This window comes from Flavobacterium sp., assembly GCF_027484205.1.
Classification (GTDB): Bacteria; Bacteroidota; Bacteroidia; order Flavobacteriales; family Flavobacteriaceae; genus Flavobacterium.
Map to the genome: position 1 here is coordinate 276986 of NZ_JAIXUB010000001.1, position 20489 is coordinate 297474.

General features: G+C 31.2%; 17 protein-coding genes. 15 read left to right on the forward strand and 2 right to left on the reverse strand.

Annotation, left to right across the window (positions count from 1 at the left end; translation table 11 throughout):
- Nucleotides 1–520: 520 nt before the first annotated feature.
- The 12 genes from Q0049_RS01240 to Q0049_RS01295 all read left to right on the forward strand — a co-directional run bounded on the left by Q0049_RS01240 (nucleotide 521) and on the right by Q0049_RS01295 (nucleotide 17244).
- Nucleotides 521–2578 carry a hypothetical protein gene (locus Q0049_RS01240; protein WP_298115578.1) on the forward strand — a complete coding sequence of 686 codons (2058 nt, stop codon included), beginning with the start codon at nucleotides 521–523 and terminating at the stop codon, nucleotides 2576–2578.
- Nucleotides 2579–3996: 1418 nt separating this feature from the next.
- The gene (locus Q0049_RS01245; RefSeq protein WP_298115580.1) at nucleotides 3997–5181 is read left to right on the forward strand and encodes a hypothetical protein; all 1185 of its coding nucleotides are present in this window, start codon (nucleotides 3997–3999) and stop codon (nucleotides 5179–5181) included.
- Between the two features lie 50 nt (nucleotides 5182–5231).
- The gene (locus Q0049_RS01250) at nucleotides 5232–6572 is read left to right on the forward strand and encodes a redoxin domain-containing protein (RefSeq protein ID WP_298115583.1); all 1341 of its coding nucleotides are present in this window, start codon (nucleotides 5232–5234) and stop codon (nucleotides 6570–6572) included.
- A 476-nt stretch (nucleotides 6573–7048) separates the two neighbouring features.
- Complete coding sequence (locus Q0049_RS01255; RefSeq protein ID WP_298115586.1) at nucleotides 7049–7459, forward strand: copper resistance protein NlpE N-terminal domain-containing protein; 411 nt, start codon at nucleotides 7049–7051, stop codon at nucleotides 7457–7459.
- A gap of 368 nt (nucleotides 7460–7827) precedes the next feature.
- A complete protein-coding gene (locus Q0049_RS01260) occupies nucleotides 7828–9879 on the forward strand; it encodes a hypothetical protein (protein WP_298115589.1) in 2052 nt (683 codons plus the stop codon).
- 275 nt (nucleotides 9880–10154) lie between these two features.
- A complete protein-coding gene (locus Q0049_RS01265) occupies nucleotides 10155–10664 on the forward strand; it encodes an OmpH family outer membrane protein (RefSeq protein ID WP_298115591.1) in 510 nt (169 codons plus the stop codon).
- A 329-nt stretch (nucleotides 10665–10993) separates the two neighbouring features.
- Nucleotides 10994–12187: a hypothetical protein gene (locus tag Q0049_RS01270; protein ID WP_298115593.1), complete on the forward strand. Its 1194-nt coding sequence runs from the start codon at nucleotides 10994–10996 to the stop codon at nucleotides 12185–12187.
- Nucleotides 12188–12289: 102 nt separating this feature from the next.
- The gene (locus Q0049_RS01275; protein ID WP_298115596.1) at nucleotides 12290–13276 is read left to right on the forward strand and encodes a bestrophin family protein; all 987 of its coding nucleotides are present in this window, start codon (nucleotides 12290–12292) and stop codon (nucleotides 13274–13276) included.
- 11 nt (nucleotides 13277–13287) lie between these two features.
- Nucleotides 13288–13914, forward strand: coding sequence for a carbonic anhydrase (locus Q0049_RS01280; RefSeq protein ID WP_298115598.1), 627 nt, complete (start codon nucleotides 13288–13290; stop codon nucleotides 13912–13914).
- A gap of 117 nt (nucleotides 13915–14031) precedes the next feature.
- Complete coding sequence (locus tag Q0049_RS01285; RefSeq protein WP_298115600.1) at nucleotides 14032–14613, forward strand: Crp/Fnr family transcriptional regulator; 582 nt, start codon at nucleotides 14032–14034, stop codon at nucleotides 14611–14613.
- A 53-nt stretch (nucleotides 14614–14666) separates the two neighbouring features.
- Nucleotides 14667–16592, forward strand: a complete 1926-nt coding sequence (locus Q0049_RS01290) for a S8/S53 family peptidase (RefSeq protein WP_298115602.1) — start codon at nucleotides 14667–14669, stop codon at nucleotides 16590–16592.
- Nucleotides 16593–16977: 385 nt separating this feature from the next.
- Nucleotides 16978–17244 carry a hypothetical protein gene (locus Q0049_RS01295; RefSeq protein ID WP_298115604.1) on the forward strand — a complete coding sequence of 89 codons (267 nt, stop codon included), beginning with the start codon at nucleotides 16978–16980 and terminating at the stop codon, nucleotides 17242–17244.
- A 197-nt stretch (nucleotides 17245–17441) separates the two neighbouring features.
- Here Q0049_RS01295 and Q0049_RS01300 read toward each other — a convergent pair whose 3' ends face one another.
- A complete protein-coding gene (locus tag Q0049_RS01300) occupies nucleotides 17442–17801 on the reverse strand; it encodes a nuclear transport factor 2 family protein (protein WP_298115606.1) in 360 nt (119 codons plus the stop codon).
- Nucleotides 17802–17994: 193 nt separating this feature from the next.
- Nucleotides 17995–18594, reverse strand: a complete 600-nt coding sequence (locus tag Q0049_RS01305; protein ID WP_298115608.1) for an NAD(P)-binding domain-containing protein — start codon at nucleotides 18592–18594, stop codon at nucleotides 17995–17997.
- Nucleotides 18595–18692: 98 nt separating this feature from the next.
- On the opposite strand from Q0049_RS01305, the gene Q0049_RS01310 reads away from it, so the two are divergent.
- From Q0049_RS01310 to Q0049_RS01320, 3 genes are all read left to right on the forward strand, one after another.
- A complete protein-coding gene (locus Q0049_RS01310) occupies nucleotides 18693–19076 on the forward strand; it encodes a DUF4345 domain-containing protein (protein ID WP_298115610.1) in 384 nt (127 codons plus the stop codon).
- 10 nt (nucleotides 19077–19086) lie between these two features.
- Nucleotides 19087–19449 (forward strand): helix-turn-helix domain-containing protein, encoded by a 363-nt coding sequence (locus Q0049_RS01315; protein ID WP_298115612.1) that lies wholly within the window; start codon nucleotides 19087–19089, stop codon nucleotides 19447–19449.
- A 245-nt stretch (nucleotides 19450–19694) separates the two neighbouring features.
- Entirely contained in the window at nucleotides 19695–20465 is a 771-nt protein-coding gene (locus Q0049_RS01320) for an MBL fold metallo-hydrolase (RefSeq protein WP_298115614.1), read from the forward strand.
- The last annotated feature ends 24 nt before the right edge of the window (nucleotides 20466–20489 follow it).

A 20489-nucleotide genomic window follows, 5' to 3' on the forward strand; every position in this document is an offset into this window, starting at 1 on the left:
AAAGAGCAAGTAGATTAGACAAATTTATAGGTTTATAGGATATTAAATTTATTACTCAATTATCAAATATAAGTCCAAACTCATCATTAGATTTCTTCTTTAAAAATTTCTAAACTTTTAATTTTAATTAATAAACAACTCCTTCCACATTATGAAAGTTGTGGTGCAGGTAAAGAAATTTTTTGAACAATTAAACAAAGCGGTACACCAACCCTACTCCATAATGAAAAAATAACCAAAAATGGGGGACCAAGGAAGTCAATTAAAAGAATTCAACTTTACACCATAAACTTCCTAAAACTTTAATAATTAGCAAACTTCAAAAAAATAAGACAAGACACAATATACATTTATCATTTTTTATATCAATAAAAAGGTACCGTCAAAAAAAATACAGCAATACTTTTGTACACGAAATAAAATTATCTTCATTTATAGCTACTATTTTTTATGAATGAAGTAGTTACTAAATTGAAAAAGTTAAATTAAATTTTAAAAAACAGTTAATCAAATTTTAAAAATGAAACAATTAATTTCAATACTACTCCTTTCATTAGGTTTAGTATCTTATGGGCAAGTTAAAGTTGGTAACAATATTACCACATTACAAAATGGTTCCCTACTTGAGTTAGAAACAAACGGAACCAAAGCAGGTTTAAAGTTAGCAGAAGTTGCGCTGACTGATGTAAATGACGTAACAACAATTCCAGTTACTGCTGCTAGTAAAGGAATGTTAGTATACAACACTGCTGCTTCAGGTGTTGGTGAAGCTGCTGTAGTAGCAGGAGTTTATGTTTTTGATGGTGTTAAATGGGCTAAATTTGACACTAAAAACCAACCAAATACTGGTTTAGACTTAGGTTATGTAGTGGCTTGGCCAGCTAATACCATTCCGCCAGATTTTCTTTTACCCTTAAATGGAGGTACCTACAATTGGGCGGATTATGCAGATTTGAAAAATATGCATAACTTATATCCTAATCAATTTATCAGTGCTTCAACAGCAACAACCTTTACATTGATAGACATCAATAGCAATGGTCGTTTTTTAAGAGGAGGTAACACAGCAGGGGTAACACAAGATGATGCAACGGCACTACCAACAACAGCTTTTACAGTAAGTAGTGAAAGCGCTGGCACACCTACAGGATCTATTTCATCGGTTTCTGCGGGTACGCCTTCTGGATCGTTATCAACAGGTGGTGCTCACACACATACTTACTTAAGAACGAGTAATGCAGGAGAAATTGTTTCAGGAGGTTCGGGTGCGGTAGTAGTTGGAGAAGAAAACTCAAATGTTGCAAATACAACTAATAGTGCTGGAGATCACACGCACACTTTTACAGGTAGTGCATTAGCGGCACACAATCATACTTTTACAGGTACCGCTCTAGGAGCACACAATCATACCTTGTCAGGAGGCGATAGCGAAACACGTCCATTCAATATTTCAGTAATGTGGTGTTTAAAAGTGAAAAGTTTAGCAACAAGCGGTTCCGTTACTGTGAATAATTTAGAAGTTGCGGCCAGCGCAAATAACGGTTTAACTGCTAACTCATATACTATATCACTTGGTGGTACATTACTAAATGATACGACTATCGATATGAGTACAAAAAATTTAAGTTTTAACAATGGTAAAATAGGTATTGGAACTACAGCCCCAACTACAACTTTAGATATAAGCGGAAGCACAACAGGTGGTTTTCCTTCATTATCATTGAATAACAATAATGGAACTACATTTGGGACTTCTATAATTAGGGCTTATATGGATACCTATGATTCTGTTATCCAAATGTTATCACCTTCAGCTATTGGTGGTTCTGCAGGCGGTTTAAAATTATCAACCCCAAGACTTTCAGCTTTTGACCCTTCTCAAATTGAGTCATCTACAGGTTTATGGTTAAGAGCTGGTACTAGTTCATTATCAATGAACAGTAGTGGCATTGTTAGTGTTGGATCTGGCACATCTACTGCAAGACTAGAGGTAAACTCTGGTTCAACAAATACTTCTGGGCTAAAGTTTACCAACCTTACCTCTGCCGCTCCAGCAACTACTGGAACACCACTGGGTGTAGATGCCAGCGGTAATGTAGTTACGCTACAAACCTCTGCAATTGTAGCAGGTGGTTGCAAAACCTATCTAGGTAATATCCAGCAAACTGTAAATATTGGTGGTCAAGTAGTATTTAGCGGTGAAGCACCATATTCTTTAGGTTTAGGTACTATTTCTATGGTGGGTACCACAGGTATCAGATTGCCAGCGGGTAGGTATTACCGCGTTGATTTTAATGTTGGGAATTCAATCTCATCTACTGGTGCCGCATCCGCTAGATTTGGTATTTATAATAGTGCAACTAATGCTTTGCTGGCTCCATTAGCATATATTGAATATAATACTCCTCTTAGTGGTTCAGGAACCACAACCGCATACGTAAATGCAACTTCGGCAGATGTAACTATTGTTGTGAAATTGGTTGAAACCAGTAATGGTACTGCAACTTTAATAGGAAGTCCTTCTAGCTTTGGTAATGTTGGTGTACCACCTTCATTAACGGTTACCGCTTTAAACTAGCACAATAGTCATAGGAACAATTTTATGTGCTAATTCTGTTCTTTTGTTGACTAAATTGAAACTAAACCACTATGAACTAGAAGTCCATAAATTTGGTTTGGCAGACTGAAAGTCTGGGAAGTTAGATGGAGTAATTAATCCATAAATTTTTGCTACAGAATCACAGATTAAAAACAATTAAAAAATCAGTGAATCTGTGGCAAAAAATATTTTTAGAAGCTAAAACGAAATGCACTAAAAGCGTATAGTTTTATCACTATTTTTGACCAATAAAATGATACTTCAACTTAGAAAACATTATTATTCAAAATGTTATACTTACATTCAAAGAAGAATAGTTTAGAAAATAGATATTTACTACAAAAAAATTAATTAAAACTTGTAAAACGCATACGTTTTACAAGTTTTTTGTTAACAGCTATAACCAGTAGCTACAAAAAAACTTCTAATAATCAATTATATCTCAATTCTTTGTGCCTTTGCGCCTTTGCGAGATCTCATTAAAAAATTAAGTTGAATCTAAAACTTTTTACTATTTATAATATGTAATAAGGTAATTGTTAATTTTCGGATTACTATAATTTAAAAATCAAGAAAATGAAAAAAATCATTGCATAGCTTTTGTTACGGAATTATTTTTTGAAGATTTATTGGAAAAAAAGAACAAGTAGATTGGGGTATTTTATATGTATAATTGGTATAAGTTGAATCTAAAACTTCTTACTATTTATAATATGTAATAAGTTAATTGTTAGTTTTCAGACTACTATAATTTAAAAATCAAGAAAATGAAAAAAAATAAAACTACTTGCAATGGTATCAATGATGATTTTGATTTCATCGTGTGAAAAAAAAACAACACCTCAAAAAATTGAAAACGAACAAAATCTTGAAAAAAAGAACCATGGATTAGAGTTTATGAAGGCAATCTAAAAGGTTATGAAGGTTCAATAAAAATCAAAATTATACCAATTATACAATGTAAAAAGTGAATCAGTGGCGAAAAAATATTTTTAAAAGCTAAAACGAGATGCAATAAAAGCACATCGTTTTAACGCTCTTTGTAACCAATAAAATGATTGTTCTTTTCTACTACTAAGGTCTTTCAGTCAGTCCTTCCATCGAAGGAGCACTGACATCAGTAGTGCTCGTTATGCGATTTGTCACGCTGGTCGATAGGACAGCATAACTGAAACTTAACAGAAAAAATTTCCTAAAAACTTTAACAATAAGCAAACTTCAAATAAATAAAACAAAACAGAATATACATTTATCGTTTTTTATGTCAATTATAAGATATCATGAAAAAAAATACAACAATACTTTTGCACGCGAAATAAAATTATCTTCATCTATTAAGTGCATTTTTTTATGAATGAAGTCGTTAAAAAATTCAAAAGTTTAATTAAATTTTAAAAATGAAAAAAATAATTTCAATACTGGTCCTTTCCATAAGTTTAGTATCTTATGGTCAAGTTAAAATTGGAGATAACCCCACAACAATTAACCCCAGTTCTGCCCTTGAAGTAGAAAGTACAAACAAAGCGCTACTTATTACTAGGGTAGATAATACTTCTTTAGTAACTAACCCTGTCAATGGTATGATGGTGTATGATAAATCATCACAATGTATTAGAAGTTTCGAGAACGGAAAATGGTCAACTTGTCTTACTGCTGAACCTAGCGTAATTGATGTAAGTTGCGCAATTTTAAACACTATTTATACAGCAAAAAGCACAAACGAAATCTCAACAAAACCAATATTCAGAGTTACTTTAACCAATACCTCTTTATTTTTCCCAGTAAGTCTTTATTTTGCAACCTCAAATGTTGCCCTTTCTGGTGTTTCTGGTTTATCTGTTACATCAGTAACTTCAAGTTTTGTTACAATACAACCAGGTCAACAAGCTACCATTGATTATATTATTGAAGGTACTGCTACAGCATCAGGAACATTAACAGCTACTTGGACAAACAAAAATCTATCGTGTTCAAGTACACATTCTGTTAGATATTTCCCAATTACTAACGCAAGAGGTGCTAATTCAACTACTGCTGTAGAACCTGATAATGGATGGCACTGGGTAAGTTTACTTCAAGGTTCTCCTGTTCAAAGTCAAGTGGGTCCTTATGGTATTTATCAAGTGGATATGTATGCAAGTACTTATTTAGATGGTAATTTATTTGTTTGGGGCAGAACACTTGAAGACAAATTAAACACTTCTAACTCGGTGGTATATGCCTCTGATTTGAATGATAATTATCCAGTGACTACTTTTGGAGCCTATTCAGGACAAGGCATAGGTGCTGACAATCAATTCCACAGAGTGGTTTGTCCAGATAACACAATAGCAACAGGTATTGAAATTCGTGCAACCACTTATTTAGATGGTAATTTGAAATTAAGATGTACCGCACTAAATCCAGGCTATACAACAGAAGTGGGAAGTGGTGGTGTTGACGTGGAAGGTCCTGGTATAGGTTATGACAATAACACTCATAGTGTATCATGTCCTCCTGGTCAATTCGTGAAAGGGATACGAATATATGCAACCACTTATCTTGACGGAAGAGTTGGCTTATTTTGTACTCCTGTAAACTAAAAATCTTTACTATATCTACCCTCGATTGAGGGTAGATTTTTTTTTATTGAATGAGATTACTTATATTTCTTTTTTTCTTTTTCTACTGTCCTTCTTTTTTTGGACAATCTATTCATTTTTCAATACCTCATTTTTCTGATAAAGAACTAAAATGTTGGATTGATAAGGGCTCCAGGGCAGATACTATTTACAAACAAAAACTTAATAATTTTGGTGAAACCAATATAAACTTTACTACAAGTGAGGAAAATGTAAGTCTTGCATTTTCAGTTCAAAATAGTGAGCCAATACGCATTTTATACAATAAAAATGAAAATATTAGTATTTTAAATTCTACTAAAGAATTAAAATCTAACTCTTTTATTATTGAAAACTCGCCTACAAACACTACTATTTTTAATTGCCTGTTTCAATTACAAAATTTAGAAAATAAAAGCATGCTCATAAACAAAATGAGCAGTCTATATGAAGCTAAAAACCCTTTTTTAAAAGAATTATTTAACGAAAAAAATCGTATTCAACAAAAGATTAGTACAATAAACGATTCACTTGCGCTTAGCACTACTTTTGAAGCTAAATATATTAGATTAAAAATTTTAGCCAATGAAATAACCGCTAACACAACTGTAAACAACATAGAAAATAAAACTACTGCTCGCAATCATTTTATAAATGATGTCGATTTTGACTTACTCTATTCTTCTGGATTTTGGGTACCAATTGTTCGAAGCACATTACATATATATAACGAATCTGCACCATTTTATGAAAGGTTTGGTGACGATGTTATTTCAATACTAAAAAAAATAAAAAAGGAAGAAATATTTGAAACCTTCTATCAAGATGCACTATTCATTTCGGATAACCTGGATTGGGTAAAGGACAAAGAAAACATAGAAAATTATTTAATACAATCAGGTAGAATTTCCGATGAAAATTTGTTAAAATTTAAAAACAATCAAAAACTACACCTAGGGAAAAAATCACCTAAACTACAACTTCCAAATTCTAACAATAGCAAAAAAAACAGCGCAAATAAGCCCGAAAAAAAACTTTCGATGCTGTTGTTTTATGAAACAGGATGCAACCATTGTGAGGAAGAAATTGAAAAAGTTAAACAAAATTTTTCATTACTTAAGAATAACGATGTTCAATTCATTAGCTTTTCATCAGATACAGATAGTGCTGCTTTTAATGAAAAAGCAAAAAGTTTACCTTGGAGTGATAATTTCTGTAGCTTAAAAGGAATGGAAGATCCAAATTTTAAAAACTTTCTCGTTGCTGTAACACCCACTTTTTACATTATAAACAACAATGGCTATATTATTTATAAAACCTACCAATTTAATAAAGTAATGTCGTTTTTAAATGATTTTTTAAAACAAAAATAATCAACAACAAATAGTTAATCAAATTCATAGTTCTCATTTTAATAAAATCAAAACTAAACCAATAAAAAAGAGTAAAAAAACAAATTAAAATCATTGTTGTCCGATTAAAATAGTTATTGCTAAAACAATTTTCTTTTTTACGCGCAAAGCCACAAAGGCACAGTTTATAACAATTATATCTAAATTCTTTGTGCCTTTGTGCCTTCGCGAGAACACATTAAAAATTAATACCAATTATACATATAAAATAGTCTAAAGATATGAAGTTATTTTTTTTCAAGACTATGAAAAAAATCATTGCATAGCTTTTGTTACGGAATTATTTTTTGAAGATGTATTGGAAAAAAAGAACAATTAGATTGGGGTATTTTTATATGTATAATTGGTATAAGTTGAATCTAAAATTTCCTGCTATTTATAAGATGTAATAAGGTAATTGCTAGTTTTCGGACTATTATAATTTAAAAATCAAGAAAATGAAAAAAATAAAACTACTTGCAATGGCATCAATGATGATTTTGATTTCATCTTGTGACAAAAAAACAACTCCTCAAAAAATTGACAACAAACAAAATAAAGAACAAAATCTTGAAAAAAAAGAACCATGGATTGGAGTTTATGAAGGCAATCTAAAAGGGTATGAAGGTTCAATAAAAGTCAAGATTACTTTAAATAAAAATCTAACCTATCAATTGTTAGAATACTATGACCACAAAGAACATGCTAACAAGGGCAAGTTTCAATGGAATAACAATAATAATAGTATCAAACTAGAAGATGGTAGGAACTTTAAAATAGTCAAAGAAGGTTTAAAAATGCTGAATGAAAATGGCGACGAAGTAAAAATTGACAATGCAAGCACTGTTCTCAAAAAAATAGATGATTAATTATTCTTTCAATTTGAGTAAAGAAATTCCTATTTTTTAAAAAAAAATAAAAATCCAAGTACTTTATTTAAAGCTACTTTAACAACCCAAAAAAAAATCAATGTTTATTTTCCATTTTTTAAATCAATAATTATATATATCATAATAAAACACAATAATAAATTTGTTAAAGTTTTAAAGTTTTTTTATACAAAAATAGTATTGAAAAAAACTTATATAATATTTTTTAATGCTTTCAAATTTAGAACAATACTATATGTGCATAATTATTAAATATAATTATATCAGGCATTTAAGTTCGATACAGATAAATTAAAATTAAAATGCTAAATATCAATTAAAAGAGGTTAATTTAAAAAATGTTAATTATGAAACGAATAAACCAAATCTTTATTGTCTGCTTACTGATAGTGACAGCAACAATAAATGCTCAAGTGAAAATTGGCAACAATGTCACTACACTACAAGACGGTTCTCTACTTGAGTTAGAAACTAACGGAACTAAGGCCGGTTTAAAATTAGCTGAAGTAGCTTTGACTGATGTAAATGACGTAACAACAATTCCAGTCACTGCAGCAAGTAAAGGAATGGTGGTTTACAATTCTGCAGCTTCAGGTATAGGTTCTACAGGTGTTGTTCCTGGAGTTTATACTTATGACGGAACAAAGTGGGTAAAATTCGACACAAAAAATGAAGCAGGTTCAGGTTTAGATCTAGGTTATGTAGTAGCATGGCCAGCTAATACCATTCCGCCTGATTTTCTTTTACCATTAAATGGAGGTACCTACAATTGGGCAGATTTTACAGATTTACAAACCATGCACAGTTTGTACCCAAATCAATTCATTAGTACATCAAACGCAACAACCTTTACACTAATAGACATCAATACCAACGGAAGATTTTTAAGAGGAGGTAGCACTGCAGGTGTAACTCAGGCAGCAGCAACAGCACTACCTTCATCTGCTTTTACAATCAGTAGTGTAAGCGCAGGTACACCAACAGGATCTATTTCATCTGTTTCTGCAGGTACTCCTTCTGGATCTTTATCAACAGATGGTGCGCATCAACACCCAATTGGTTTAAGAGGAAATGATGGTGGTTGGGCAGGTGCTAATCCAACTGCTTTTCATAATGGTATGAGTGCTGGTGGTGGAACAGTTTCAACAACAGACAGACCAATTACGGGTACAGCAACAACATCAATCATACAATCAAGCGGTAGCCATTCGCACACCTTTACGGGTACAGCATTAGCGGCACACAATCATACTTTTGCCGGTACCGCTTTAGGAGCACACAATCATACTTTAGCGGGTGGCGATAGCGAAACACGTCCTATCAATATTTCGGTAATGTGGTGCTTAAAAGCAAAAAGTTTGTCAACAAGCGGTTCAGTAACTGTAAATAATTTAGGTTCTATAACAGCAACTAACGGATTAACAGCGGTTAGTGGTTCTACAAATGTATCGTTTGGCGGTACTTTAGTAAACAATACAACTATTGAAATGGCTACAAAAACTTTAAACTTTAACAATGGTTATATAGGTATTGGTTCAGCAACGCCATCGTTTAAATTACATATTTCTGGTGATGCTACTACAGCTTGGCAAAACGCTGCAATGATTTTAAATAATACTGGCACTAACGGTCGCTCATATTCTTTCAGTAGTAGAGCTACAGGGCCAAATATAGGGTTGAACATTGCAGACGAAACTTCTGGTGTGGTAAGAATGTCAATTAATTCTAGTGGTTTTGTAGGTATAGATACAGTAACACCTACACAAAAATTAGATGTAGTAGGAAATGTAAAATTCTCTGGTTCATTAATGCCAAACAATACCGCTGGTACTACTGGACAAGTACTAACTAGTGCTGGTTCTGGTGCAGCTCCTACTTGGCAAACTCCTGCTGCGGTGTCTTTTGGAGATGTTAAAACAGGTTTACAAACAGCAGATCATAGTGGATGGATTAAATTAGACGGAAGACTAATATCTACTTTAACCACAACACAACAAACACAAGCAACTGCTTTAGGAATAGGTACAAATTTACCTAATGCAACAGGTAGCGTATTAATGCAAAACGGTACAACTTTAGGAAGTGTTAGCGGTAGTATGAATAAAACCATTGCCCAAAATCAATTGCCAAATGTAACTTTATCTGGAACTACATCTAGTAATGGAGATCATAATCACTCTTACGTAAGAACTAGTAACGTTGGAGAGATTGTAGCTGGTGGTTCTGGTGCAGTAGTAGTTGGGCAAGAAAACTCAAATGTTGGCGCTACAACAGGTAATGCAGGAACTCATACGCATACATTAACGACATCATCAATAAATGGTGGTGTAACACAACAAACACTTGATGTTACTCCACAAAGTTTAAGTGTTAACACTTTCATTTACTTAGGTAATTAATACTTTGGCACTTCAATTAAAACCATTAAGAAGCATTTCTTAATGGTTTTAGTTTTTTAAAATACTTATAAATCATAATAAATAAACTCTTGCTTGTTATACTTTACTAAATAAAATTAACACGACTCAAAGTTAATTTAGCTAGACATACCCTATTGAATTGATAAAAATAAAATTTAAACACATAAAATCGCTATTAACAACAAGTTTGCGGATGTAAACACCAATGAAAATAGCGATACATAAGCACCATAAAACAAATAAAATTTAAACAGATGAAAAGAATACTTTACACAATCCTAATGCTTTTTCCATTCGTCATAAATGCACAAACGGCTACACTTGACAGTAAGCGCGTTTTGTCATCGTTAGATGTTTTTAAAAAAATTGACACGCTTATGGCAAAAGAGCAACTCAAATACTCAAAAGAATACGAAATAAAGAAAAGCACTTTAGAAAAAACTATTGCTTATGCTGATAGTCTAAAATTAGAAAAACCAAAGGATAAAAAAACAAAAGAAGTAATTCAACGTTCAAAAGAACTTCAACAAGAATTGGTAGATTTTGAAAATGAATCAAAAGAAAAACTTATTGAGTATAAAAGTCTAATAGCAACTCCATATTATGAAAAAGTGGATGCCATTATTAAAAAAATTGCTCAAAAACTAAATTACAAACAAGTATTTGATACGCAAGCAATTTCATTTGTCTATATAGATCCAGAAACCGATATTACAGAAATAGTGATTAATGAACTTAAAAAAGAGTTCGTTAATAAGAAGTAAAAGTATTTATTTTTTTAGCCAGTACCTTTTTATTTACCAAAACACTAATATTAAAAAAGTGTAATACCAAATGTATATAAATATAGTCAAAAGATGCGAAGTTATTTTTTAGAAAAAAGAAAAAGCACATTAAACTATTTTATAAGTGTATTTAATATAAAGTAAAAAGGAGAATATATTGTTCTTTTTTAAGCTATAAAAACTATAAAGCATAAAATCGCTATTAACAAGAAGTTACAGTAGCATCACAAATGATTAAAAGGCGATTTAAGCGATAGTTAACTAGCAATGCATAACGTGTATAACAAATAAAAATTAATTATAAACATATGAAAAGAGGAAGCTTCAAATATATTTTACTTTTAATGTATTGTCAATCATTTGCACAAATTGGTATCAATACGACAACACCAAGTAGTAATGCTATTTTAGACATTACAGCAAACGACAAAGGACTTTTAATACCTAGAGTAACCAGTTTACAAAGAACATCCATTACTCCTTCCGCTACAGTAGATAAGGGACTGCAAGTTTTCGATACGGACACAAATAGTATTTGGTATTGGGATGGCACCATATGGATAGAAAACTCAGGTAAAAACATTTTCAATTCTAATGGAGTAATCAACTCTGATAGAACAGTGGGGATTTCAAGTTATGTGAACTTCGACAATGGCACTTTCTATGTAAACGGAGTTACAAACAATGTAGGGATAAACAATCAAGTTCCCTCTTATAATTTAGATGTAAATGGCACAATAGCATCATCAAATTATTTACTCAAAGACGATCAACTGGGAGAAATAATTATTGGAAAATACAGCACAACGTTCACAGGCTCTGTAATCAACACGACACTAACATCAGGTTTTTTAGATTTTCAAGTGGCAAATTCCTCAAAAATGAGAATTTTAAGCAATGGCAATATTGGAATTGGAGTAACTAACCCTTCATTTAATCTCGAAATAAATGGCAATACAAAAACAACTCAAATAGTCGATTCAAATAATAGTACAGGAGTTAGTGGACAAGTATTAACAAAAGTTGGGAGCAATTTAACATGGGTAAACAATGTTTCAATTATTCCTTCGTCTAATGTTGTTTTCCCATTATCCGCACAAACATTACCTATAAACGCAACCGATTACTACACGGGTGCATACATTGATTTAAGTCCTGGCAAATGGTCGGTTCAAGGAAACTTATTAATAAATGTAGGCGGTGGAATAACCACAACAAACAATACTGGAGCTTGGATAAGAGCTTCCTTATCTACTTCACCTTCTTTTTACACCAACACTGATATAATTGGCGCACCCTTATTTGCAGGCAGTATAGCTGGACCATTAGCTTATGGTGTTTGTAGTGGAACCATTATAATAAATAATACCTCTGGAGCAATAAAAAGATACTACCTTTTTAGAAGAGGGTGCGACTTGTTTAATGCTAGTGGTTGGAATATGTATAATTTTGGTCGTGGAGTTTGGGGTGAAGATCAAGTTGTGGCTTATCCTATGAATTAATAAAGTAATGAAGTTGTTTAAACTTTTTTCAATCATTTACAAAAAAGAAAACATATTTTCACAGAACAAATAAAGTAAAAAATTGAAATTTAATAATTAATTATGTACACCGGAAAAGATTTTACTGTAAATTTAATATGGCATTTTGCTCGAAAAAATTTACTTCGAACAGCAATTATAAGTACTGCTGCTGTTGTTTTATATAAATATTGTGGATTTACCTTTCTTGCAATACCTTTTGTGCCAATTGCTTCGGTTGGTACTGCTGTAGCATTTTATGTTGGTTTTAAAAACAACCAAGCCTATGATAGACTTTGGGAAGCAAGAAAACTTTGGGGAGGAATTACCAATACCAGTAGAAATTTTGCCTGTCAAGCTTTAGCATTAATTGAAGATAAAGAAATCGCAAAAGAATTGATATACAGACACATTGCCTATGTAAATATCCTTCGTCTTCAACTACGTAAAACAATTCCTTGGGCTACCAGTAAAGAAAACCTACATCAAACATTTCATGGGGAACGAAGCGAATTAGATGCTTTTGATGAAGGATTAAAAAAAATTTTAGAGCAACACAATAAATTAAATTATTATGAAAAGCTAAAGTCTAAAAATAATGCTGCTTCTGGAATACTTAAAAGTCAAATTTTCGATTTAACAAAATTGAAAAGAGAGAAAAAAATAGACGAATACGAACATAGTGATTTAGTAAAACACATCAATGAGTTATTCAATTTGCAAGGCGGTTGCGAACGAATAAAATCAACACCACTTTTTAGACAATACAGCATTTTCAGTAGAGTATTTGTAGTGTTGTTTATTGCTTTAGTTCCATTTGGTTTAATGAAAGACTTAAGTCAATTGGCTTCTTGGGGTGTTTGGCTAACAATACCTTTCTCCATGATGATTTCTTGGGTGTTCTTTACCATGGAACAAATTGGCGAATTTTCAGAAAATCCATTCGATAATTCGGTAAATGATATTCCTATTTACACCATTTGCGTCAACATAGAAATCGATTTAAAAGAACTGATGGATGAAGAAAATTTACCTGATAAAGTGGTGCCAGAAAACAATGTATTACTCTAAAAATAATAAATATGAATTTTGAACAAATAGTTAAAAATAATGAAAAATGGGTGGCTGAAAAATTGTCGCAAGATCCAAATTATTTTGAAAACCTTGCTAAAGGTCAAAGTCCCGAAACACTTTACATTGGATGCAGTGATAGCAGAGTAACCGCTGAAGATTTAATGGGTGCCAATCCTGGAGAAGTTTTTATCCATAGAAATGTAGCCAATATGGTTATTTCTATAGATTTAAATGTCATGTCTGTTTTAAATTATGCCGTGAGACATTTAAAAGTAAACAACATCGTTGTTTGCGGGCATTATGAATGTGGTGGTGTAAAAGCAGCGATGCAATCAGCAGATTTAGGAATTCTAAATCCGTGGTTAAGAAACATTCGCGATGTTTATAGATTACACCAAGATGAATTGGATACTATTGAAGACAATGCAAAGCGCTACAATCGATTAATCGAACTCAACGTACAAGAACAATGCATCAATTTAATCAAAACTGCTGCGGTACAACAAGCACACAAAGAACGAGGATTAAAGGTTTACGGTTGGGTTTTTGACATCCATTCAGGAAAACTTATAGACCTTAAAATTGATTTTTCTAAAGAACTTGATAAAATCATGAAAATTTATAAACTTGAGTAATGATTGATTTTGTTCCTTTACAAATGGTCTTCGCCTACTCTATTATTAAAAGTAATTATTCAAAAACCAATTATCTATATAATATTTGAACAGTGAATAAGTAGCTGTTATCGGGAAATGAATCAAGACAAACTCTCTTTATTTTTCAGTAATGAATTTCCTTTCAACAAAGAAGGTTTAGAGGAGTTTGTCGCTACTTTTAACAGAAAAACATATACTAAAGGAGAAATTATTCTAAGAAGCGAATCTGTAGAAAACGAACTTCGATTTCTAGACCAAGGCATTGTACGCGAATATTTTGCAACAAATGAGAAGGAGAAAAACATCAATTTTTATACAAACTCATGTTTTATAACAGACTTTACGTCATTTACAAATTCAACCAAAACAAAAAAAAATCAAGAATGCATTACAGACGTAACTTTAAGAGTTTTGTCTAAAGAACAATTCTTTATTTTTACAAATCAATACAATTGTGGCAAACTATTTATTGAAACCATCTTTCAAAAAATTGTTGTAACAAAAGAAACCGAAGAATTCGATCATTTTGTAAATACCGCCGAAGAATTATATTTAGATATTATGAAATCTAAACCCGATTGGTTATTAAATATACCACAATATCATATTGCCTCCTACTTAGGAATTACTCCCGAAACCTTAAGCCGAATTAGAAAAAAAATTAAATTATTTAAATAACTCTACAAATCAAAATAAAATAGAAAAATTATAACTAATCAATTTAAAAACAGATGTTTATAGAAAAAACATTATTTATTTACTTTTTGTTACTTACAGTAGCGCTACAAGCACAAGTAAAAAAAAGTGATAATCCAACTAATTCTGCTTTAGAACTTGAAAGCCAAACCAAACGCTCAGCTATTTCAAAAGTTTCCTCTACAGCTTCATTTGCTAACCCAGAAAACGATATGATCATAAATGATTTATCTTCAAACTGTTTCAAAGGCTACCTAAATGGCGTTTGGTCTTCATGTGGATTATTGAATAGGAATTCATTTCAAAATATAGATTTAGCTCAAATCTCTTCTCAAAATAGAAAAGGACAATTTCATATATTAAATGATAATCCACATCAATTGTATGTTTGTTTTACAAATGAGTTAAACTTAAATAGCCATATTAATAGTAAAGAAATAATAAAAGCTATCCCAGAAATAAAAGCTATTGTTGAAGAATTTCATATAACATTTGAAAAAGCATTTTCTATTAGTGATGATCAATTGCAACGCTTACACGAAACATCTGAAAAAATATCAAAAAATTCAAGCTCTTTGAAGAAGCTAAATCATATTTTTAAAGTTATGATATCTAATCCATCAAATTCAAGATTAATTGATTTAGCATCTAAACTAGAAAAACTTCAAGCCGTTGAGTACAGCGATTTGGTTTCAATCAATCCTATTCCTCCACCCTCAGATTTAGCGCCAGCGACACCAAACTTTCAATCAGAACAATCATACATTCAATCAAATCCGGGTGTAAATATGCAATATGCATGGAATCTGGGTTTAAATGGAGCTGGAATAAGAATTCGTGATATTGAATATGGCTTTAATAAAAATCATGAAGAGTTAAATGAAATGAATGCTGATATTGCAGCAGGAATGAATGTTTCAACATCTGCAAATCAATTATATACAGAACATGGAACATGCGTTTTTGGTGTTAACTTTGCTAACAATGGAATCTATGGCATAACAGGACTTGCTTTTGGTGCTCAAGAAATGATACTTTTTCCGGAATGGCAACAATCGGGTTATAATAGAGTATATGCAGTTAGTCAAGCAATACAAAACTCAGCCGCTGGTGATGTCATTATATATGAAATGCAAGAGTATGGAGAAAATAATAATTTTGTTCCCGCAGAATTTAGTAACGTAATTTGGGATTTAACAAAAGCGGCAACTGATGCTGGAATTATAGTTGTTGCGTCGGCTGGAAATGGTAGTGAAAATTTAGATTCATCTTTTTATTCATCTTATTTGAATAGAGGTGATAGTGGAGCAATAATTATTGGAGCAGGAACACCAGATTTATATCATAGCAGATTATCTTTTTCAACTTATGGATCAAGAGTTGATGTTCAAGGTTGGGGTTTAAATGTACTAACTACTGGAAGTAATTCAGATTTTTCAAATAATTGGGCTACTATTGGAGATGATTTTAATCAATCCTATTTTTTATTTGGTGGAACAAGCTCTGCTACTGCAATGGTAGCCGCATGTACTGTTGTACTTCAATCATATTATCATTTTTTGACAGGCGGTTATCTTAATTCAATTCAAATGAGAAATTTATTAATTGAAACAGGCATACCTCAAAACAACACTGAAAGTCAACACATTGGACCTTTACCAAATATGCAATCAGCTATTCAAGAAATATATAATGATTTTCTAGAACTTAGTACATATGCAGATAAATCAGAATTCATGATTTACCCAAATCCTTGTCGAGATAAAATCACATTAGTAACAAATGAATTTATTTCAATTAAAGCTTCAATTAAGATTACAAATTCTTTAGGACAAACAATATACAATAAAATTTTAAATAAAGACAAAGTAGTGGATATATCAAATCTTTCAGAAGGAATATACTATTTGGAACTAACTGATGATAATAAAAGCACGGTAAAAAAAATAATTAAAAAATAGAAAACTGAAAAAATCATCCCATAATATATTTGAGATAAATAACGAAAATCTAAGATTCATCGAAACCATCTTTCAAAAAATTGTTGTAACTAAAGAAACCGAAGAATTCAATCATTTTGTAAATACCGCCGAAGAACTTTACTTAAACATCATTAAATCTAAACCCGATTGGTTATTAAATATACCACAATATCATATTGCTTCCTACTTAGGAATTACTCCCGAAACCTTAAGCCGAATTAGAAAGAAAATCAAACAATTCAAGGAAGCTAAATTTCTATGAAACTTATGCTGATTATAAAACCACATTTTATAACGGAATGACTTTGTGGATAGGGTTTTAAAATTAAAAAACTTAAATTATTAACTTAAATTACTTAAAATCATGAACAGAATACTAGCAATTTTAACCATTGACACGGATAACCTTCCAGACAATTTTCAAGAAATTATTAAACATGAGCAAGAAGTTATTGCAAAATGGAAAGAAGAAGGCATTATAGATCATCTATTTTTAAGACAAACCAAAAATGGAGCCGTTTTAATTTTTAAAGATATTGATGAAGAGAAAGTAAAAGAGTTAATGACGATACTTCCATTGTACAAATTGAAAAAAAGTATAGAATACTTGAGTTTAATAAAACAATTTTAAAACAAAAAATTGACTTAATTACTAAACTCAAAATAAAAAGTAACAGCCACAAGAATTATTTATTACTAATTTCAGAATAACTTTTGTGTTATTAAAAAACCCAAAAATTATTCTGAATTTTATTAGATTTAAATTAGAATATTATTTTAGACTAACCATTTAATTAATAATATCACGTTTCTAATTTAATCTGTTTTTTAAAACTTTATAGGCATCGTCCAAGAATGACATTGTATTTTCCATGTAACGTTATCTAATACCCATGTAACCGAATACTTACCTTCACCAGTTGTTTTATTTTTTTCTTTTTCAACATCTTTAAAAATACCAAACTCAAAGACTAGATTCTCACTACGAACAACTTTTTCAGCTTCAAAAACTACCTCAACTTTTCCTAAACCCGCTCTCATAAATTCGAGAATAGCATCATTTCCTTTAATTAATAGTTTGTTGGGCGGAAATAAAACACCATCAGTTGCGTAAATGTTTTTAAATTTTAACGCATCAGCTTCATTCCAAGCATCTGTCCATAATTTCATTGATGGCTTTTCTATCATGATAATTTAATAGTATAAATTGTTAATTATACCAAATATGTATATAAAATAGTCTAAAGGTGCGAAGTTATTTTTTAGAAAAAAATTTTAGAAAAAATCTTAGCATAGCTGGGCTACGGAAATATTTTTTCTGAATAATTTTAGCATAAAAGAACAAGTAGATTGGGCTAATTTATATGCATATTTGGTATTATTACTTTCTTTGAAAATAAGTAAATCCAGCATCAGTTCCACCACCAGCAAGAGCAATAGAAATATTAAGATGAGCAATGGCTTCAATATGTCTGGCATTTTTAATTCCACCAACAATTAACCCTGAAAATCCTATTTCATCGGTTAATTGCTTGATAACATTTGCTGCATCTAAATCATCTGAAGCCACAAATGCTGTTAATTTTTGCCCATCAAATGATTGTTTTTCAGGTTTCATTACATCAGCAAAAATGGTATTAAAGGCTTTCACTACTCTACTTTCTGGCAATAAACGAGCGGTTTGTTCTCCACCACTATCTTCACCTAAAAATAAAGGCGACCAATCAGCAATATTGATGGCATTAGTAATATCTACAACTATTTTCCCTTTGAGATGTTCCTTATTTGCAGTCAACACTTCAGTCATTGCTGAAAAAGGAATAGCAAAACAAACTACTTCCCCAAAAGAGATAGCATCAGCAACAGATAACTGATATTCGTTAGGATTTTGAGTTCCGTATTTTACAGTGTGACCTGCTTTTTCAAATAGATTTCCAAGACTTGATGCTACATTTCCAGCACCGATAAAACTAATATTCATTATAAATTTTAATTAAAATTGAGTTGCAAAATTGCACTAATACTATTATTTTTGCAAGTAGTAACTAAATTGTAGGGTAGTTACCAAAAAGTAAGCAAATGATAGATAAGTTTGAAAATATGTTCCTTATCATGACAGGATTAGGACTAGGATTAATAGGTTTAGGATATGGGTTAAACCCAGATTTTTATCCAAATTTATTTGGTTATGAGTTAGATAATATAAATGCTTTTCACGTATTTAAAGCATTTAATGGATTATACTTGGCTTTTTCGGGCTTCTGGATTTACTCAGTTTTTCAGCCAAAAATGAAAAAAAGTGCCTTGTTAATGATTATCATAGTCATGATTGGGTTAATCATAGGAAGACTTTGGAGTATTATCACTGACGGTAAACCACATTGGTTATTATTAGCATATTTAGGATTAGAGTTTTTTGTCTTATTACAAGCATTACTCATCTATACCAAAAAATATAAATAAAGAATAATTTATGAGAAAAATAACTTCCACCAATCACGAAAATGAAAAAGCATTAGAAACAGATTGCCCTTTCATTTTTGCGCTATCATTAATGGGAAAACGTTGGAAGCCAGCAATACTATGGAAAATGAGTGAAGGTTGTTATCGTTTTGGTGAATTTAAAAGAGAAATTCCTCAAATAAGTGAAAAAATGTTAACGCAGCATTTAAGAGAACTAGAAGCTGACGGCATGATAACCCGAACCATCTTTGCAGAAATGCCGCCAAGAGTTGAATATGCTTTGACACCACTAGGAGTATCTTTGCAACCCATTTTGCTCGAATTGAATAAATGGGGTGAAAACGCAAAAAAAATTAAGAAAACTAATTTTTAATTCAATCGTATTTCTTGATTTCAATCAATGTAAATAATTTTTATATTTCCAAAATTTGCATTTAAATTATACCAATTATGTATATAAAATAGTCTAAAGATGCGAAGTTGTTGTTTTTTTCAAGACAATGAAAAAAATCATTGCATAGCTTTTGTTACGGAATTATTTTTTGAAGATGTATTGGAAATAAAGAACAAGTAGATTGGTCTATTTTATATGTATAATTGGTATTAAAATAACAAAAAATGAAAATTCATCATTTACGAAATGCCACTTTAATAATAGAAACTGGTGATAAAGTAATTTTAGTTGATCCAATGTTAGGCAAAAAAGGAACTGCTGGACCAACATTTACACTTTTTAGATTCAAACCTCAACGAAACCCAATTGTTGATTTGCCTAATAACGCAATGTCATTAGTAGAAAAAACGACTCATTGTTTACTTACGCATCTTCATCCAGACCATTTGGACAAAGAAGCAGAAAATTTTCTCCGAACAAAAAAAACACCTATAATTTGTAGTGTTAAAGACGAAAAAGCATTACTAAAAAAAGGATTAAATGTAGTTCAAACCGTTGACTATTGGAAAAAAAGTAATTTTCTAGACGGCAAAATTCAAGGAATTCCTGCAGTTCATGGATATGGTTTTGTAGCTAAACCAATGGGAAATGTGATGGGTTTTTATATTGAACTGCCTAATGAGAAATCAATTTATTTAAGCGCTGACACTATCTACACTGACGATGTTCATAAAGTATTGGTTGAATATAAACCTCAAATTGCAGTGGTAGCTTGCGGAACAGCACAATTAGATATTTTTCAACCGTTATTAATGCGCATGGATGACATCCTAAAGTTTGTAAAAAACGCACCAAATAAAGTAATTGCAAATCATTTAGAAGCAGTAAACCACTGTCCTACTTCAAGAGTTCAATTAAAAAATGAATTGTCAAAAATTGGACTTTTTGAAAAAGTATTCATTCCAGTTGATGGCAAAAGTATTGAGTTTAATTAAAATGAGTTTCTGTATTTGAATTAT

What these genes read in the sequence shown, in the direction of transcription:
- Q0049_RS01240 (WP_298115578.1), top strand. Translation starts at nt 521, where the DNA reads ATGAAACAATTAATTTCAATACTACTCCTTTCATTAGGTTTAGTATCT.
- Q0049_RS01245 (WP_298115580.1), top strand. Translation starts at nt 3,997, where the DNA reads ATGAAAAAAATAATTTCAATACTGGTCCTTTCCATAAGTTTAGTATCT.
- Q0049_RS01250 (WP_298115583.1), top strand. Translation starts at nt 5,232, where the DNA reads ATGAGATTACTTATATTTCTTTTTTTCTTTTTCTACTGTCCTTCTTTT.
- Q0049_RS01255 (WP_298115586.1), top strand. Translation starts at nt 7,049, where the DNA reads ATGAAAAAAATAAAACTACTTGCAATGGCATCAATGATGATTTTGATT.
- Q0049_RS01260 (WP_298115589.1), top strand. Translation starts at nt 7,828, where the DNA reads ATGAAACGAATAAACCAAATCTTTATTGTCTGCTTACTGATAGTGACA.
- Q0049_RS01265 (WP_298115591.1), top strand. Translation starts at nt 10,155, where the DNA reads ATGAAAAGAATACTTTACACAATCCTAATGCTTTTTCCATTCGTCATA.
- Q0049_RS01270 (WP_298115593.1), top strand. Translation starts at nt 10,994, where the DNA reads ATGAAAAGAGGAAGCTTCAAATATATTTTACTTTTAATGTATTGTCAA.
- Q0049_RS01275 (WP_298115596.1), top strand. Translation starts at nt 12,290, where the DNA reads ATGTACACCGGAAAAGATTTTACTGTAAATTTAATATGGCATTTTGCT.
- Q0049_RS01280 (WP_298115598.1), top strand. Translation starts at nt 13,288, where the DNA reads ATGAATTTTGAACAAATAGTTAAAAATAATGAAAAATGGGTGGCTGAA.
- Q0049_RS01285 (WP_298115600.1), top strand. Translation starts at nt 14,032, where the DNA reads ATGAATCAAGACAAACTCTCTTTATTTTTCAGTAATGAATTTCCTTTC.
- Q0049_RS01290 (WP_298115602.1), top strand. Translation starts at nt 14,667, where the DNA reads ATGTTTATAGAAAAAACATTATTTATTTACTTTTTGTTACTTACAGTA.
- Q0049_RS01295 (WP_298115604.1), top strand. Translation starts at nt 16,978, where the DNA reads ATGAACAGAATACTAGCAATTTTAACCATTGACACGGATAACCTTCCA.
- Q0049_RS01300 (WP_298115606.1), bottom strand. Translation starts at nt 17,801, where the DNA reads ATGATAGAAAAGCCATCAATGAAATTATGGACAGATGCTTGGAATGAA.
- Q0049_RS01305 (WP_298115608.1), bottom strand. Translation starts at nt 18,594, where the DNA reads ATGAATATTAGTTTTATCGGTGCTGGAAATGTAGCATCAAGTCTTGGA.
- Q0049_RS01310 (WP_298115610.1), top strand. Translation starts at nt 18,693, where the DNA reads ATGATAGATAAGTTTGAAAATATGTTCCTTATCATGACAGGATTAGGA.
- Q0049_RS01315 (WP_298115612.1), top strand. Translation starts at nt 19,087, where the DNA reads ATGAGAAAAATAACTTCCACCAATCACGAAAATGAAAAAGCATTAGAA.
- Q0049_RS01320 (WP_298115614.1), top strand. Translation starts at nt 19,695, where the DNA reads ATGAAAATTCATCATTTACGAAATGCCACTTTAATAATAGAAACTGGT.